Source organism: Klebsiella sp. RHBSTW-00215 (genome assembly GCF_014103785.1).
Classification (GTDB): domain Bacteria; phylum Pseudomonadota; class Gammaproteobacteria; order Enterobacterales; family Enterobacteriaceae; genus Klebsiella.
The window spans coordinates 3346371-3362312 of the sequence record NZ_JABXQS010000001.1 but is presented as its reverse complement, the minus strand read 5'-3'; the positions used below and the strand labels follow the sequence as shown (position 1 = coordinate 3362312).

The following is a 15942-nucleotide window of genomic DNA, read 5'->3' as shown; positions in this document are numbered from 1 at the left end:
TTCAGGCCTGCCGACTCCGGCAGGCCTTGTATTTCCTCTCCTGAACCCAATATCTACAGCGATGCTTGCGCCATATTCCGATGACGTGAATAATTTCCTGACAGGCCGGTGAACGTTTACCTTCCGGCTACCTATGCATAAGAGGAACAGTTTGAACACAGACACTCGCGAAATCACCCTTGAGCCAGCTGATAATGCCCGTCTGCTGAGCCTTTGCGGCCCGTTTGATGACAACATTAAACAGCTGGAACGCCGTCTCGGCATCGAGATTAATCGTCGTGACAATCACTTTAAAATAACCGGTCGCCCGATTTGCGTCACCGCTGCGGCGGATATCCTGCGCAGCCTGTATGTCGATACTGCACCGATGCGCGGCGAACTTCAGGATATTGAACCAGAACAAATTCACTTGGCGATCAAAGAAGCCCGCGTGCTGGAGCAAAGCGCCGAAAGCGTGCCGGACTTCGGCAAGGCCATCAATATCAAAACTAAGCGTGGCGTGATCAAACCGCGCACGCCGAATCAGGCGCAGTATATTGCCAATATTCTTGACCACGATATTACCTTCGGCGTTGGTCCTGCCGGGACCGGGAAAACCTACCTTGCAGTTGCTGCTGCCGTCGACGCGCTGGAGCGTCAGGATGTTCGCCGTATTCTGCTGACCCGTCCGGCCGTTGAAGCCGGGGAAAAGCTGGGCTTCCTGCCTGGCGATTTGAGTCAGAAAGTCGACCCGTACCTGCGCCCGCTGTACGACGCGCTGTTCGAGATGCTCGGTTTTGAGAAAGTCGAGAAGCTGATTGAGCGCAACGTGATTGAAGTCGCGCCGCTGGCCTATATGCGCGGTCGTACGCTGAACGATGCCTTTATCATCCTTGATGAGAGCCAGAACACTACCATCGAACAGATGAAGATGTTCCTGACCCGTATTGGTTTTAACTCCAAAGCGGTTATTACCGGCGACGTGACGCAGATTGACCTGCCGCGCAGCACCAAATCCGGCCTGCGCCACGCGATTGAAGTGCTGGCCGAAGTCGATGAGATTAGCTTCAACTTCTTCCATAGCGAGGACGTGGTGCGCCATCCGGTTGTCGCCCGCATCGTTAATGCCTATGAAGCGTGGGAAGAAGCGGACCAAAAACGTAAAGCAGAACAGGCCGCCGAGCGCAAACGCGAAGCCCAGGAGCAGGAACACAAATGAGTCAGGTTATTCTCGATTTACAGTTGGCTTGCGCAGATAACAGCGGTATGCCGGATGAGGCGCAGTTTCAACGCTGGGTCGATACCGTCATCCCGCAGTTCCAGGAAGAGTCGGAAGTCACGATCCGTCTGGTCGATGAAGCGGAAAGCCATGAGCTGAATATGACCTATCGCGGGAAGGACAAGCCGACTAACGTGCTGTCTTTCCCGTTCGAAGCCCCTCCGGGCATCGAATTACCACTGCTTGGCGATCTGGTCATCTGCCGTCAGGTCGTCGAGCAGGAAGCAAAAGAGCAAAACAAACCGCTGGAAGCGCACTGGGCGCATATGGTTGTCCACGGTAGTCTGCATCTTTTGGGCTACGACCATATCGTTGACGAAGAAGCGGAAGAGATGGAATCCCTCGAAACAGAGATAATGCTTGCTCTGGGCTATGAGGATCCGTACATTGCCGAGAAGGAATAACCTGCCGCCGGCTTTGCCGGCGACTGGCCGCTATGCCGGACGCTGAGTATACGCGTGACGAGCGACTATTTAACCAACATGAGAACCCATACGACGCCATGAGCGACGACAATTCACACAGTAGCGACACAGTAAACAGCAAAAAGGGATTTTTCTCCCTGTTACTCAGCCAGCTCTTTCACGGTGAACCCAAAAATCGTGACGAACTACTGGCGCTGATCCGTGATTCCGGACAAAACGATCTTATCGACGAAGACACGCGCGATATGCTCGAAGGGGTAATGGATATCGCCGACCAACGCGTCCGCGACATCATGATCCCTCGCTCGCAGATGATTACCCTGAAACGCAACCAGACGCTGGACGAGTGCCTCGATGTCATCATCGAATCAGCCCACTCGCGTTTCCCGGTGATCAGCGAAGATAAAGATCACATTGAAGGGATTCTGATGGCCAAAGATCTGCTGCCGTTTATGCGCAGCGACTCGGAAGCCTTCAGCATGGAAAAAGTGTTGCGCCCGGCGGTTGTCGTGCCTGAAAGCAAGCGGGTTGACCGCATGCTGAAAGAGTTCCGCTCCCAGCGTTATCATATGGCTATCGTTATCGATGAGTTTGGTGGCGTCTCGGGTCTGGTGACCATTGAAGACATCCTTGAACTGATCGTCGGCGAGATCGAAGACGAATACGATGAAGAAGAAGATATCGATTTTCGTCAACTGAGCCGCCACACGTGGACGGTACGCGCGCTCGCCTCAATCGAAGACTTCAACGAAGCCTACGGAACCCACTTCAGCGACGAAGAGGTCGACACCATCGGCGGACTGGTGATGCAGGCATTTGGTCATCTGCCAGCCCGCGGTGAATCTATCGACATTGATGGTTACCAATTCAAGGTCGCAATGGCTGACAGCAGACGTATTATTCAGGTACATGTAAAACTTCCTGATGACGCGCCTCAGCCGAAGCTGGAAGACTAATCCAACGGGACGATTAACCTAAATGGTATTTGCCTCTCTTATTGAACGCCAGCGCGTACGCCTGCTGCTGGCGTTGTTATTCGGAGCCAGCGGAACGCTGGCTTTTTCACCTTATGATTTCTGGCCAGCGGCGATTATTTCGCTAATCGGTTTGCAAGGTTTAACCCTTAATCGTCGACCGGTGCAAAGCGCCGCTATTGGTTATTTCTGGGGGCTAGGCCTGTTTGGTTCCGGGATTAACTGGGTCTACGTCAGCATCGCGCAGTTCGGCGGGATGCCGGGGCCGGTCAACGTTTTCCTGGTTGTTCTGCTGGCGGCTTATTTGTCCCTTTATACCGGGTTATTCGCCGGTATTCTTTCGCGCCTGTGGCCGAAAACCAGTTGGATACGCGTGGCTGTCGCTGCACCGGTAATGTGGCAAATTACCGAATTCCTGCGCGGTTGGGTATTAACCGGTTTCCCATGGCTGCAATTTGGCTACAGCCAGATTGACGGGCCCCTGAAAGGTCTGGCCCCTGTTATGGGCGTTGAGGCGATAAACTTCCTGCTGATGGTTGTCAGTGGCCTGCTGGTACTGGCGCTTATGCAGCGTAGCTGGAAACCGCTGATCGCCGCCGTAGTGCTGTTCGCCCTGCCCTTCCCGCTGCGTTACATTCAGTGGTACCAGTTGCTACCGGAGCGAGCCACTCAGGTCTCGCTGGTACAAGGGGATATTCCTCAGGAGATAAAGTGGAATGAGGGCCACCTGGCCAGAACGCTGGAAACTTATCTGGATCTCACCCAGCCGCAAATGGGCAAATCTCAGCTCATCATCTGGCCGGAGTCGGCAATTCCGGATCTGGAAATCAACCAGCAGCGTTTCCTCAGCACGTTGGACGATCTACTTAGGTCGAAAAACAGCTCACTGATCACCGGCATCGTCGATGCGCGTCTGAACGCGCAAAATCGCTACGATACCTACAACACGATTATTACCCTGGGCAAAGACAATCCTTACAGCTACGACTCGAAGAATCGCTACAACAAGAACCACCTGGTGCCGTTTGGCGAGTTTGTACCGCTGGAATCGATCCTGCGTCCGCTGGCTCCGTTCTTCGATCTACCGATGTCCTCTTTCAGCCGTGGTACTTACGTGCAGCCACAGCTTGTCGCTCATAACATGCGTCTGACGGCGGCCATTTGCTATGAAATTATTCTTGGCGAACAGGTGCGCGATAACTTCCGCCCGGATACTGACTTCCTGTTGACCATCTCTAACGATGCGTGGTTCGGGAAATCTATCGGTCCGTGGCAGCACTTCCAGATGGCGCGGATGCGCGCGCTGGAGCTGGCCCGTCCGCTGCTGCGCAGCACAAATAATGGCATTACTGCCGTCATCGGCCCACGCGGTGAAATTCAGGAGATGATCCCGCAGTTTACTCGTGCCGTATTGACCACCAAAGTGACCCCGACGTCTGGTCTGACACCGTACGCCCGTACGGGGAACTGGCCGCTGTGGGCGCTGACCATCCTGTTTGGTTTTGGTGCACTACTGATGAGCCTGCGAGCTCGCAAGCAGTAAGCAAAATGGGGGGAAACGAACGCTCTTCCCCCCATGTCCCATTAGTCAACATCAGGAAGACAGGCTACGTCACCATACTGCGGATGACGAACGAGCTCCCTCGGAGCAAGCGACTTATCGCGATCCAGCACCGTCAGCGCCTTTGCCCCCAACACATATATCTGCTTGCCATCGGCTGAAAACCGAACTTGCCTTGCGCGGCTGGCAGGGTAAACCCCCACAACCTGGCTCGCATCCACGCTGAGCAGAACGATATAACCTTCCAGCCCATAGGTCGATAGCGCGATATATCGACCATCCGGGCTTATCGCTTCAGCAGAATAGATACTTCGGCTGCACCATTGAGCCAGTAGCTTCGGCTGCTGTGATGTCTGGCCAATCCGTGAAATTCCCAAGCTATCGGCAAAAATAACCTCACCCGTTTCCGGGCGAAAACCGACAACGCTCGTCGTCCCCTGGGTATCCCCCGCCGGATAATCCACCTTCTGGTGGGTACTGGTATCAATGCGCACGATATCGCTTCTCCCCATATCGGGGACCAAAAGCGTTTTTTCATCCGACGAGAGCGCAATTGGCCTTATGTTAGAGCCACCACTCTTACCTGCTCCGTCGTATGTTCCCAGCGGAATATCGCCGCTCGGCTGATATGAAGTAAGGTCAATAGCTGAAATAGTGTTGCTGGTCCGGTTCATTACCCAGGCACGCTTACCGTCGCGAGAAATCACCATCGCGTCCGGGCTACGCCCCGTTGCGATAGTCTGAATAACTTCCCCCGTCGCCACCCGAATCACCGACAATGAATCCGGTTCAAACCCTGTCGCATAGAGTCGCGTTTCATCCGGACTAAGCTTCAGCGCCCTGACCCCTCGATCGCCACAATCACTACAGCGCCCTTTGTAATTTGCAGCCCTTACCGTACCGGTAAACGTTCTCAGAATTTTATGCTGTTCCAGGCTGTAAACCGTGATGGTGTTGTTATCCTCAACCGCCGCGTACAGCGTCTTTCCGTCCTTACTCAGCGCGATGTCGTTAATGTCAGGTATCTCAGCCAGTGTCGTGCCGCGGGCTTCCTCATTGCTTACCGGCTCTGGCAGCCTGGTCATATGCTTTTCACGTTCATCAGCCAGCACCTTTCTTCTCTGCTGCCGCTCTTTCTCAACGGACAGGGGATAAAACTCATCACGCAGGCTCGCCCTGACCTCCAGGTCCGATTCATCAATCTGCCGCTGCGCAAGCCACGTCCCGCCCAGCAACAGCGCGCAGCAGCCGCAAAAGAGGAATGCATCCAGAAGCAGCTTTTTACTCGAGCCCATCTGAATCAGGACTATTGCAAAACCAATAACCGCGCCGGCGCACAGGCCGCCAATATGGCTGGCGTTGTCCACCTCCTGCTGAGTACCGTACAACAGCGTTAGCACGACCATTCCAAGGGTCGAATACAGCACCCGCCGGTCGTTTTCACTGCGAGCAGCAGGATCGGCAAAAACCAGCGAGACTATTGATGCACCGGCCAGCCCCATAATGGCGCCGGACGCACCGATGCTGATAATCACCTGCGGCGCTAAAGACAAAAAATGGATGACAGTTTCACCACCAGTCCCCCGGTCGCTCAGTGCATAGCAGGCGCTCACGAGAGAACCGAAAGAGCCGGATAGCAAGTACACAACCAACAGACGCCACCTGCCCAGCAATCTTTCAGCAACAGCGCCAATAACCGCCAGAGCAAGCATATTCAAGAACAGATGAGAAAAAGAGCCATGGAGAAAAAGGCTGGCAACCAGTCGCCAGGATTCGCCGGTTAACGTTAGCGCCGCAACGTTTGCACCTAAGTGAATCAGCGTCGCGTGATTAATATCACCATCCACAGATGATCGAGAAAAATAGCCAAACCAAACCACGTTCAGGGCAATAAGGAGAAATGTTACATAAGGGATCTTCACGACGACGAAAGAAGGCGAGTTGAAATGTTGTGCAGCCATAGCGATTTTCTTCCCTGAAAATATGAACGCTAACAAGACCGCTATTTTAACTTAGAAATCAACTTATGCCGATGTGAACAGGGTGATATCTCACTCAATTCAGCTTACTTCACCAGGTTCTGGCACGTGAATTGCAAAATAAATCTTAGAGATGAATTGCATTCGTCTACTGGCCACACGCTTGCACCGACACGGAGCAAGAGCAGCACTTAAACAGTGCAGCAAAGGATTTATGCCTCTTATTGGTGCGGTATGCCTCGCAAAAATCAACAATATAAGAGCAAAATCTTTACATTAAGCCAAACTAAATGCTAACAAACACATACAAATGCTGCACGCAAAGATGGCAGCAATAAAAAGCACACACACTCACAATGGGTATCAATAGCGTCAATGACGCTGAGGATAAGGAGTCGGATATGCAATTATGTAAACTCGCCGCAGCAATGCTGACCATAGGTCTGACCGCCAGCGCGGCGCATGCAGAAGATGCTGCACCTGCCACCGGGCAGAGCACTCTGGATAAAATTGCCAAAAACGGCGTGATCGTCGTTGGCCACCGTGAATCCTCCGTTCCGTTTTCTTACTATGACAACAAGCAGCAAGTCGTCGGCTATTCTCAGGACTACTCCAATGCCATTGTTGATGCTATCAAGAAGAAGCTGAACAAACCTGACCTGCAGGTAAAACTGATTCCGGTCACCTCGCAAAACCGTATCCCGCTGCTGCAAAACGGTACTTTTGATTTTGAATGCGGCTCCACGACTAACAACCTCGAACGGCAAAAACAAGCGGCCTTCTCCGACACGATCTTTGTGGTCGGTACGCGCCTGCTGGTGAAAAAAGGCGGTGCGATTAAAGACTTCCCGGACCTGAAGGATAAAGCCGTTGTTGTGACGTCGGGAACGACCTCAGAAATTCTGCTGCATAAGTTGAACGATGAGAAAAAAATGAATATGCGCATCATCAGTGCGAAAGACCATGGCGACTCTTTCCGCACCCTGGAAAGCGGTCGTGCAGTGGCCTTTATGATGGATGACGCGCTGCTGGCCGGTGAGCGAGCAAAAGCGAAGAAACCGGATAACTGGGAGATTGTAGGCACCGCTCAGTCTCAGGAAGCCTACGGCTGTATGCTGCGTAAAGACGATCCGCAGTTCAAAACGCTGGTAGACGAAACCGTCGCCCAGGCCCAGACCTCTGGCGAAGCGGCAAAATGGTTCGACAAATGGTTCAAAAACCCAATTCCGCCGAAGAACCTGAATATGAATTTCGAACTCTCTGAAGAGATGAAAGCGCTATTCAAATCACCAAACGACAAAGCTCTTAACTAATTAAAAAAAACAAGGGGCGGGAAATCCTGCCCTCCCGATTGTTACTACAGCACGGACAGACTATACGGTGGCTGGTCGTTCCCCAGCCGCCGTGAATACCGCAACAAGCTGAGCAACAATCTTCGAGGGTAGCGCTGCTACCCTTTTTTTTCCAGGAGTCATTTATGTCAATAGACTGGAACTGGGGCATATTCCTGCAACAGGCCCCGTTCGGCAACACCACCTATTTAGGCTGGCTTTGGAGCGGTTTTCAGGTCACCGTCGCACTGTCGGTAACGGCCTGGATTATCGCCTTCTTCGTCGGTTCACTATTCGGTATTTTACGCACCGTTCCCAATCGCCTGTTATCAAGTATCGGTACCTGTTACGTTGAACTCTTCCGTAACGTCCCGCTTATTGTGCAATTCTTCACCTGGTATCTGGTGGTACCTGAACTGCTGCCGGAAGACCTTGGCATGTGGTTTAAGTCCGAGCTGGATCCGAATATTCAGTTCTTTGTCTCTTCCATGTTGTGTCTAGGATTATTCACTGCCGCTCGCGTCTGTGAACAGGTCCGCTCTGGCATTCAGTCGCTGCCGCGTGGACAGAAAAACGCCGGGCTGGCAATGGGGCTGACGCTGCCGCAAACCTACCGCTATGTTCTGCTGCCTAACGCCTACCGCGTTATCGTGCCACCAATGACTTCTGAAATGATGAACCTGGTGAAAAACTCGGCTATCGCCTCCACCATCGGGCTCGCAGATATGGCCGCACAAGCGGGTAAGCTGCTGGATTACTCGGCTCACGCCTGGGAATCGTTTACCGCCATCACTCTCGCCTACGTGTTCATCAACGCAATTATTATGCTGGTAATGTATGTGGTTGAACGTAAAGTTCGCCTGCCGGGCAATTTGGGAGGCAAATGATGTACGATTTTGACTGGAGTTCCATTATTCCCTCCATGCCATACCTTTTGGCTGGCCTGGTTATCACGCTAAAAATCACCGTTATCGCGATTGTTATCGGGATTGTCTGGGGAACAATTCTGGCCGTTATGCGCCTGTCGAGCTTCCTCCCGCTGGCATGGTTTGCTAAAACCTATGTTAACGTTTTTCGCTCTATCCCGCTGGTGATGGTCCTGCTGTGGTTTTATCTGATTGTTCCGGGCTTCCTGCAAAACGTGCTGGGATTGTCGCCGAAAACCGACATTCGCCTGATATCCGCGATGATTGCATTCTCCATGTTTGAAGCGGCGTACTACTCGGAAATTATACGTGCCGGTATTCAGAGTATCTCACGCGGCCAGTCCAGCGCCGCGCTAGCGCTGGGGATGACCCACTGGCAATCCATGAAGCTGATTATTTTACCGCAAGCGTTTCGCGCCATGGTGCCACTGCTGCTCACCCAAGGTATTGTTCTATTTCAGGATACCTCACTGGTCTACGTCCTGAGTCTGGCAGACTTCTTTCGCACCGCCTCCACTATCGGCGAGCGCGACGGAACCCAGGTTGAAATGGTCCTGTTCGCAGGGGCCGTATATTTTGTTATTAGTCTCAGCGCATCGTTGTTGGTCAGCTGGTTGAAGAAAAGGACTGTGTAATGATTACCCTGAAAAATGTTTCAAAATGGTATGGTCACTTTCAGGTGCTGACCGATTGCTCCACGGAAGTGAAAAAAGGCGAAGTTGTGGTCGTTTGCGGGCCATCGGGTTCGGGCAAATCAACGCTGATTAAAACCGTTAACGGTCTGGAACCCATTCAACAAGGTGAAATCATCGTTGACGGCACCAGGGTTAATGATAAAAAAACCAATCTGGCCAAACTTCGCTCCCGCGTTGGGATGGTGTTCCAGCACTTTGAACTGTTCCCACATCTGTCGATTATCGAAAATCTGACGCTGGCTCAGGTCAAGGTGCTTAATCGCGATAAAGCCGCTTCCCGCGCCAAAGGGTTAAAATTACTGGAGCGTGTAGGTCTCTCAGCTCATGCAGATAAATTTCCAGCCCAGCTTTCCGGCGGTCAACAACAGCGTGTGGCGATTGCCCGGGCGCTGTGTATGGACCCTATTGCGATGCTGTTTGACGAACCCACCTCTGCGCTTGACCCGGAGATGATTAACGAAGTACTGGACGTCATGGTTGAACTGGCTAATGAAGGAATGACCATGATGGTGGTGACCCATGAAATGGGCTTTGCCCGCAAAGTGGCCAACCGGGTGATCTTTATGGATGAAGGGAAAATTGTCGAAGATGCTGATAAAGAAGCCTTCTTCGCTAATCCTCAATCCGAACGAGCTAAAGATTTCCTCGCAAAAATTCTGCACTAAATTTCAGGCGTGTACGTAAGTACACGCCGCCCTCACTCATATTCAATATGATTGAATATTAAAGTAAAAATAATCACATGTTATATATCAAATCTCATCTGTAATAATTCACAAGATGAAATAATCAATTCAAATAAAATTCAGGTTTTGTATCGTAGCCTGAATAATCTCGTATAGCTAACATAGCGCAACTTTTTACAACGACGCCGAGTATATCGTTAAGTGATTTATTTTAGCGATTTATAAAAAATAAAATTCTTAAAGAGTGAGCACCTGATTCGCCTTACTGACAAAATAGCCCCAAGTCGGAGATAGGCAAGCTGGGGTATACTTATCAAATGAAACAAATGGACATTGCTTCATGAAAAAAAACCAAAAAAAACTGCTCAACGTTATTTTGATTTATCTATTTCTTTCAGCATCCACCTTCGCGAATGTATCCACCAGCCATACCAACCAGACTGAGCAGGATAAAGCACGCCAAAGCGCATTAAAACCTGAGCAACAGGAATATCAGTCATCACGATCTGGCTCCTATAAACATAAATTAGTCTTTCCATCGGAGACAACGTGCCAATATATCAATAAGGTCGACATCATTTCCGAGGATGAAAAATTAACCCAGCGTCTATTAGGTGGCATTGCTATCCAAGCGGAACACCAATGCCTGGGCATTGCAGGTATACGCATACTCACTGCAACCTTACAAAACGAATTAATTACTCAGGGTTATATCACTTCGCTTATTGATGTTCCTTCACAATCCCTGAAGGGTGGAATCCTGAAAATTACGCTCACCTATGGTCACATTGGTGACATCACCTGGTCTGCGGACAATAGAGCAGCAACCAGCCTATGGAACTCAATTCCCTCTGCCAGCGGAGACATACTGAAGCTGACCGATCTTGAACAAGGAATGGCTAACCTGCAGCGTACCCCTGGTTCATCAGCTCGAATGAAAATTGTTCCCGGACAAAAAAACGCTGAGAGTGATATTCAACTCACGCGTGATTTGACAAAGAAATGGCAAATTGGCGCCTGGCTGGATGACGCCGGAAGTCGCGCCAGCGGACGTTACCAGGGCGGTGGTGCACTTTATCTTTATGATTTAACCACCCTGAATGACATTTTGTACTTCTCAGCCGGCGGTGACGTTGAATTCAATCAACATGATGATGGCAACCAGAATAGCAGCCTTTATTACTCCATCCCCTTTGGCTACTGGTCATTAAGCCTCTACGGCTCACAGAGTGAATATCTTCAACAGTTTAAGGGTAACTACTCGGTTACTGAATATAAAAGCAAAAACCGTTATGCCAGTGCAACGCTGTCGCGCCTGCTTTCACATACTCGGCAACAGAAAACAACGCTGGACGCCCGCATAGCAAAGAGCACATCGCACTACTATTTTGGCGGTAGTGAACTCAGCGTAATGCGCAAGCAAAATCCGGTTTGGGAGCTAACCTTACGCCAGCAGCGTTACTTTGATAAAAAGATCGTCGATGCCAGCCTGGGCGTACAGCGTAGTTTGCCCTGGCTAAGCTCCACGCCCACTCCGGAGGAGAAAGCCGGGCTCTATAGCAAACTTTCACGCGTGGTTCATATGGATATCCAGGCCTTTATGAAATTTGACCTGACCGGCGATCGATTCAGCTACGCTCCGCATATCAGTGCCCAATTTAGCCCCGACATATTATCTACCGATAATAAATTCAATATTGGCAACCGTTGGACTGTACGTGGTTTCGATGGCGAGAATACCCTTTCTGGTAACCAGGGTTGGTACTGGAGCAACGATTTTATTTGGGACTCTCCCCTCCCCGGCCAACAGTTTTATTTAGGCCTGGATATTGGCCGTATTACCGGCGAGGAGCAATACAAAAAAGGAAAAGTCATATCAGGTGCAGTAAGCGGGCTCCGTGGAGAGTTACTATCCACTCAGTATGATTTTTTCATTAGCACGCCACTTACCAAACCCGATAGCTTTCATACCGATCCGCTTAATCTCGGCTTTTCATTAAAATGGAGATATTAGTACTGTCATTTATTCAAACTCACTAATTGTTAATTTTCTCATCCAATAATATTTAAAGGTATAAATTTAATGTTTAAATTCAAACTTTCTTACGTCATGCTGGTGGCAGCGCTTAGGGAAGGTGCGAATAAGCGGGGAAATTCTTCTCGGCTGACTCAGTCATTTCATTTCTTCATGTTTGAGCCGATTTTTTCTCCCGTAAATGCCTTGAATCAGCCTATTTAGACCGTTTCTTCGCCATTTAAGGCGTTATCCCCAGTTTTTAGTGAGATCTCTCCCACTGACGTATCATTTGGTCCGCCCGAAACAGGTTGGCCAGCGTGAATAACATCGCCAGTTGGTTATCGTTTTTCAGCAACCCCTTGTATCTGGCTTTCACGAAGCCGAACTGTCGCTTGATGATGCGAAATGGGTGCTCCACCTTGGCCCGGATGCTGGCTTTCATGTATTCGATGTTGATGGCCGTTTTGTTCTTGCGTGGATGCTGTTTCAAGGTTCTTACCTTGCCGGGGCGCTCGGCGATCAGCCAGTCCACATCCACCTCGGCCAGCTCCTCGCGCTGTGGCGCCCCTTGGTAGCCGGCATCGGCTGAGACAAATTGCTCCTCTCCATGCAGCAGATTACCCAGCTGATTGAGGTCATGCTCGTTGGCCGCGGTGGTGACTAGGCTGTGGGTCAGGCCACTCTTGGCATCGACACCAATGTGGGCCTTCATGCCAAAGTGCCACTGATTGCCTTTCTTGGTCTGATGCATCTCCGGATCGCGTTGCTGCTCTTTGTTCTTGGTCGAGCTGGGTGCCTCAATGATGGTGGCATCGACCAAGGTGCCTTGAGTCATCATGACGCCTGCTTCGGCCAGCCAGCGATTGATGGTCTTGAACAATTGGCGGGCCAGTTGATGCTGCTCCAGCAGGTGGCGGAAATTCATGATGGTGGTGCGGTCAGGCAAGGCGCTATCCAGGGATAACCGGGCAAACCGACGCATGGAGGCGATTTCGTACAGAGCATCTTCCATCGCGCCATCGCTCAGGTTGTACCAATGCTGCATGCAGTGAATGCGTAGCATGGTTTCCAGCGGATAAGGTCGCCGGCCATTACCAGCCTTGGGGTAAAACGGCTCGATGACTTCCACCATGTTTTGCCATGGCAGAATCTGCTCCATACGGGACAAGAAAATCTCTTTTCTGGTCTGACGGCGCTTACTGCTGAATTCACTGTCGGCGAAGGTAAGTTGATGACTCATGATGAACCCTGTTCCATGGCTCCAGATGACAAACATGATCTCATATCAGGGACTTGTTCGCACCTTCCAAAACACATTACGTAATAGAATCGATAAATGGTTATTGGACGACCTGCGGGACAATTATGATAAATTTATTCGAAATAAGAATAAGCGTTAATTAATTGAGTTAAAAATAACTTTTTGCACCTCCAATGCCCTTCCATATCTCATGTATTCACAAGTGTGCTTAACACTTGACCAGGGAAGGGCATTATTTTTCTTTGCAAACTTAGAATAGTATAAAATTAATATGATAATGTCCGGAGGTGACAGTGATAACTGATGTTTTTCCCGCCTGGAACACCATCCCTGAAAATAATATTTTTATAAAAAAAGTTTTTATATATTTTCAAAAACATCATATATATCAATTTATTGCCACTCCATTTGAAATATTCAACATATCTTAATCACTGCTATCAGTTGCTACTGGTAGCAACTGATAGCAGTGCAGTTGACATCAATGACGATGGATATGTATTATTTCGCTGGTGCTGCCATTACTATTTTTAATTTTTTCAATTCTTATTTTCTCATCTTCTTCCAGATAAGCTAGCGCATCGTTAAGTTTTCTTGAGTTTCTTAGAGCATATGGGCCTTTTCTCCTTACTATCATTTTATTCAGAATGGTGGGAGTGTTTAATATTTGAGGGTAATTAACATCAGGATCCTTGTATTTTAATAACCATTTGTACAATATATCAGCGTTATGCTCTATTGAATCTGAGCATGATGAGATAGCATCAAGAGCCTGTTGATAATAAAAATACGCTGTTTTCGCACCTGCCTGAATGGTTCTTTCAGATATTTCATTTCCGTGCTCATCACTAAAAAGATGAAAAACCCCAGCCAGTCTGACAATATTTTCAGGCATCTTAGACAACATGCCTTCTACAACAGGATGTTTCTCTCTGTCTTTAAGTATACGTGATTCAATATGTTTATATACTAAACCGAGTGCTGACTGAGCCTCTTCGGATAAGTATAGATATTTATGCTTTTCATTATTTTTGTACCTCTCTTCAGAAAGCAGCAGTAGTTCCTTTATTCTGTCATGAAACCTGATGGTGTTACTTTTACTGTTATTCTTAACAGAGCTGCGGTGACCTCTTTTTGAAGTTACTCCGGTTATCATAAAACGGGACAGAAACCCTGAGCCTACTGCATAATCCCCCTGAAGTTTGATATATTTTTTAAACTCACTGGACTGAATCATTAATAACATTGTAAACATACATTCATCCATACTACATCTGCCACTTTTTCGTTCTATATCAAACGGAGCTCCATCCCATAAAAGGTTTAAAAATCCCAGGTTATTCTTTGCACGTCCTTTGAAGAAAATACCGGCCTCATCCGACATAAGACTCGATGAAGGCACATGACTGCAGAGTCCCTGCTGTAGCGCTTCTGGTGTCGTATCACTGTAGATCAACTTATGCAATGCGGGTGGTTGCGGTTTTTTTCGGTAAAGCTCTTTCATGCTCTGAGTATCGTATTCAACATCAATTCCTTTCTCGGTTTTTTTACTAATCACTTTCAATAGTGCTTTCTCCTGACTTTTCCATGACTGAAGTTCTGCATTGTAATCCAGCATTAATAACGTATATTTTTGACGTGATTCCTTTTCAAAATCAAAAAATGGTTGTGTGACTAATTTAAATACGGCACTTTTTCTCTCTCCAGAGTCAGCAATAACGGTGTAATACATTGGGCAAGGGCTCACTCTCCCGTCTGGATGTTGTATTTTTATTACCCCCTGGCATGCCAGTGATACAGCAGCCAGAACAACTGTTTCAATGAGTTCTACCGGAGCCTGTAGTTCTCTTTCTATCTCCTCCACGGCATCTCTTAAAATGGGAGGAAAAAAATTTACAGGATTGTTATTTCTATCATTAAGCGAACATCCAACACTCATATCTTATCTCTCATGTCAGGTTTATTTAAAGGATATCTCCTTCCGGTAATGAGAATATGCTACCTGGCTGCTATTTGGAATACACCAGAAAACCATCAGGCCAAATTAGCTTTATTTGGATTGATATTTTTTAGTCAGGATTGTTTTGCTACCTGATACTGTACAGATATGAGTCATGAACAGCCCTGTACTGGTCTGTTTTACTCATGGGTAAATAGATGATTTGTGATGCCATTATTTAAAGCTACATCCAAAATTACGTTCACCATCTGTAAAGCATTTGCTTTTCTTTTTTGCAAAGTAACTTGTCCGGTAAATCAGAGAGCAATATGACTCACTTTGCTTACCGTCTTTTGCATTCAGGTAATAACAAGGATTCCTGGGCGTGTGGACTAACTCTTTATCGGGGGGGTATATGAAACTGACAGCACTCATCCATGACTCACGTATAAGGCGGAGGAGTGTACCTTTTTTACTATCGTACGCTCCCAGTGTATTGAAAGTGTCCCCGTTGAGTAAAAGTAATACGTGATAATGTTTTTTATGTGAATCAGGTACAAACTCTCTGGCCCAGACAACGCGTAATGATGTCTTACGAACTCGCTTTCCCTCTTTCTCCCGTTTGTTAAGATGATGTGAAATTTTTGCTTTCAGAGAATCCGTAAAGCGGGATATTACTGATGAATCTGTCCTTGCAAAATTAGCCTCATCAGGCATGTCATTTAATGGCTGGAGAACCGGAGTATGTAAATCTACTCTTACAGCCAATACTCTTGGGTGTTCACTCAATGCTTTATCAATAGTCTGTTCTATTTTCTTTAAATGGTATTGATTCAATTTTCCGTGAGAGGTGATATATTCGTACATACTATTTATTTCCTTTTTATATT

13 protein-coding genes are annotated in these 15942 nt (G+C 48.5%); 9 read left to right on the top strand and 4 right to left on the bottom strand.

The features are described 5' to 3' along the window. Nucleotides 1–151 precede the first annotated feature (151 nt). The 4 genes from HV127_RS15875 to lnt all read left to right on the top strand — a co-directional run bounded on the left by HV127_RS15875 (nt 152) and on the right by lnt (nt 4200). The gene (locus HV127_RS15875; RefSeq protein WP_181421762.1) at nt 152–1198 is read left to right on the top strand and encodes a PhoH family protein; all 1047 of its coding nucleotides are present in this window, start codon (nt 152–154) and stop codon (nt 1196–1198) included. Beyond that, complete coding sequence (gene ybeY / locus HV127_RS15870) at nt 1195–1662, top strand: rRNA maturation RNase YbeY (protein WP_181483041.1); 468 nt, start codon at nt 1195–1197, stop codon at nt 1660–1662. Before HV127_RS15875 ends, ybeY begins: the two co-directional genes overlap by 4 nt. Nucleotides 1663–1760: 98 nt before the next feature. Further along, nucleotides 1761–2639, top strand: coding sequence for a CNNM family magnesium/cobalt transport protein CorC (gene corC, locus HV127_RS15865; protein WP_095095048.1), 879 nt, complete (start codon nt 1761–1763; stop codon nt 2637–2639). Nucleotides 2640–2661: 22 nt separating this feature from the next. Continuing rightward, nucleotides 2662–4200, top strand: a complete 1539-nt coding sequence (gene lnt, locus HV127_RS15860) for an apolipoprotein N-acyltransferase (protein WP_182237194.1) — start codon at nt 2662–2664, stop codon at nt 4198–4200. A 41-nt stretch (nt 4201–4241) separates the two neighbouring features. On the opposite strand, the gene HV127_RS15855 is transcribed toward lnt, so the two are convergent. Next, a complete protein-coding gene (locus HV127_RS15855) occupies nt 4242–6179 on the bottom strand; it encodes a rhomboid family intramembrane serine protease (protein WP_182237192.1) in 1938 nt (645 codons plus the stop codon). Nucleotides 6180–6598: 419 nt separating this feature from the next. Between HV127_RS15855 and HV127_RS15850 the strand changes: the two genes are divergently transcribed. From HV127_RS15850 to HV127_RS15830, 5 genes are all read left to right on the top strand, one after another. Continuing rightward, complete coding sequence (locus HV127_RS15850; protein ID WP_182237190.1) at nt 6599–7510, top strand: amino acid ABC transporter substrate-binding protein; 912 nt, start codon at nt 6599–6601, stop codon at nt 7508–7510. 164 nt (nt 7511–7674) lie between these two features. Further along, a complete protein-coding gene (locus tag HV127_RS15845) occupies nt 7675–8415 on the top strand; it encodes an amino acid ABC transporter permease (RefSeq protein WP_181483045.1) in 741 nt (246 codons plus the stop codon). Beyond that, on the top strand, nt 8415–9089 hold the full coding sequence (gltK, locus tag HV127_RS15840) for a glutamate/aspartate ABC transporter permease GltK (RefSeq protein ID WP_112214518.1): 675 nt from the start codon (nt 8415–8417) through the stop codon (nt 9087–9089). The genes HV127_RS15845 and gltK overlap by 1 nt, the downstream gene beginning before the upstream one ends. After that, nucleotides 9089–9814 (top strand): amino acid ABC transporter ATP-binding protein, encoded by a 726-nt coding sequence (locus HV127_RS15835; protein WP_181483047.1) that lies wholly within the window; start codon nt 9089–9091, stop codon nt 9812–9814. The genes gltK and HV127_RS15835 overlap by 1 nt, the downstream gene beginning before the upstream one ends. Nucleotides 9815–10175: 361 nt before the next feature. Continuing rightward, nucleotides 10176–11849, top strand: coding sequence for a ShlB/FhaC/HecB family hemolysin secretion/activation protein (locus HV127_RS15830; protein ID WP_182237188.1), 1674 nt, complete (start codon nt 10176–10178; stop codon nt 11847–11849). 262 nt (nt 11850–12111) lie between these two features. Here the strand turns inward: HV127_RS15830 and HV127_RS15825 are convergent, their stop codons facing one another. From HV127_RS15825 to HV127_RS15815, 3 genes are all read right to left on the bottom strand, one after another. Beyond that, nucleotides 12112–13092: an IS5-like element IS5 family transposase gene (locus HV127_RS15825; protein WP_042934497.1), complete on the bottom strand. Its 981-nt coding sequence runs from the start codon at nt 13090–13092 to the stop codon at nt 12112–12114. A 502-nt stretch (nt 13093–13594) separates the two neighbouring features. Continuing rightward, nucleotides 13595–15052 (bottom strand): YfjI family protein, encoded by a 1458-nt coding sequence (locus HV127_RS15820; RefSeq protein WP_080748438.1) that lies wholly within the window; start codon nt 15050–15052, stop codon nt 13595–13597. Between the two features lie 234 nt (nt 15053–15286). Further along, entirely contained in the window at nt 15287–15919 is a 633-nt protein-coding gene (locus tag HV127_RS15815) for an inovirus Gp2 family protein (protein ID WP_182237186.1), read from the bottom strand. Nucleotides 15920–15942 lie beyond the last annotated feature (23 nt).

Coding starts and splice junctions, on each gene's coding strand:
- HV127_RS15855 (WP_182237192.1), bottom strand. CDS start 6,179: ATGGCTGCACAACATTTCAACTCGCCTTCTTTCGTCGTCGTGAAGATC.
- gltK (WP_112214518.1), top strand. CDS start 8,415: ATGTACGATTTTGACTGGAGTTCCATTATTCCCTCCATGCCATACCTT.
- HV127_RS15850 (WP_182237190.1), top strand. CDS start 6,599: ATGCAATTATGTAAACTCGCCGCAGCAATGCTGACCATAGGTCTGACC.
- HV127_RS15825 (WP_042934497.1), bottom strand. CDS start 13,092: ATGAGTCATCAACTTACCTTCGCCGACAGTGAATTCAGCAGTAAGCGC.
- HV127_RS15815 (WP_182237186.1), bottom strand. CDS start 15,919: ATGTACGAATATATCACCTCTCACGGAAAATTGAATCAATACCATTTA.
- HV127_RS15845 (WP_181483045.1), top strand. CDS start 7,675: ATGTCAATAGACTGGAACTGGGGCATATTCCTGCAACAGGCCCCGTTC.
- lnt (WP_182237194.1), top strand. CDS start 2,662: ATGGTATTTGCCTCTCTTATTGAACGCCAGCGCGTACGCCTGCTGCTG.
- HV127_RS15820 (WP_080748438.1), bottom strand. CDS start 15,052: ATGAGTGTTGGATGTTCGCTTAATGATAGAAATAACAATCCTGTAAAT.
- HV127_RS15835 (WP_181483047.1), top strand. CDS start 9,089: ATGATTACCCTGAAAAATGTTTCAAAATGGTATGGTCACTTTCAGGTG.
- ybeY (WP_181483041.1), top strand. CDS start 1,195: ATGAGTCAGGTTATTCTCGATTTACAGTTGGCTTGCGCAGATAACAGC.
- corC (WP_095095048.1), top strand. CDS start 1,761: ATGAGCGACGACAATTCACACAGTAGCGACACAGTAAACAGCAAAAAG.
- HV127_RS15830 (WP_182237188.1), top strand. CDS start 10,176: ATGAAAAAAAACCAAAAAAAACTGCTCAACGTTATTTTGATTTATCTA.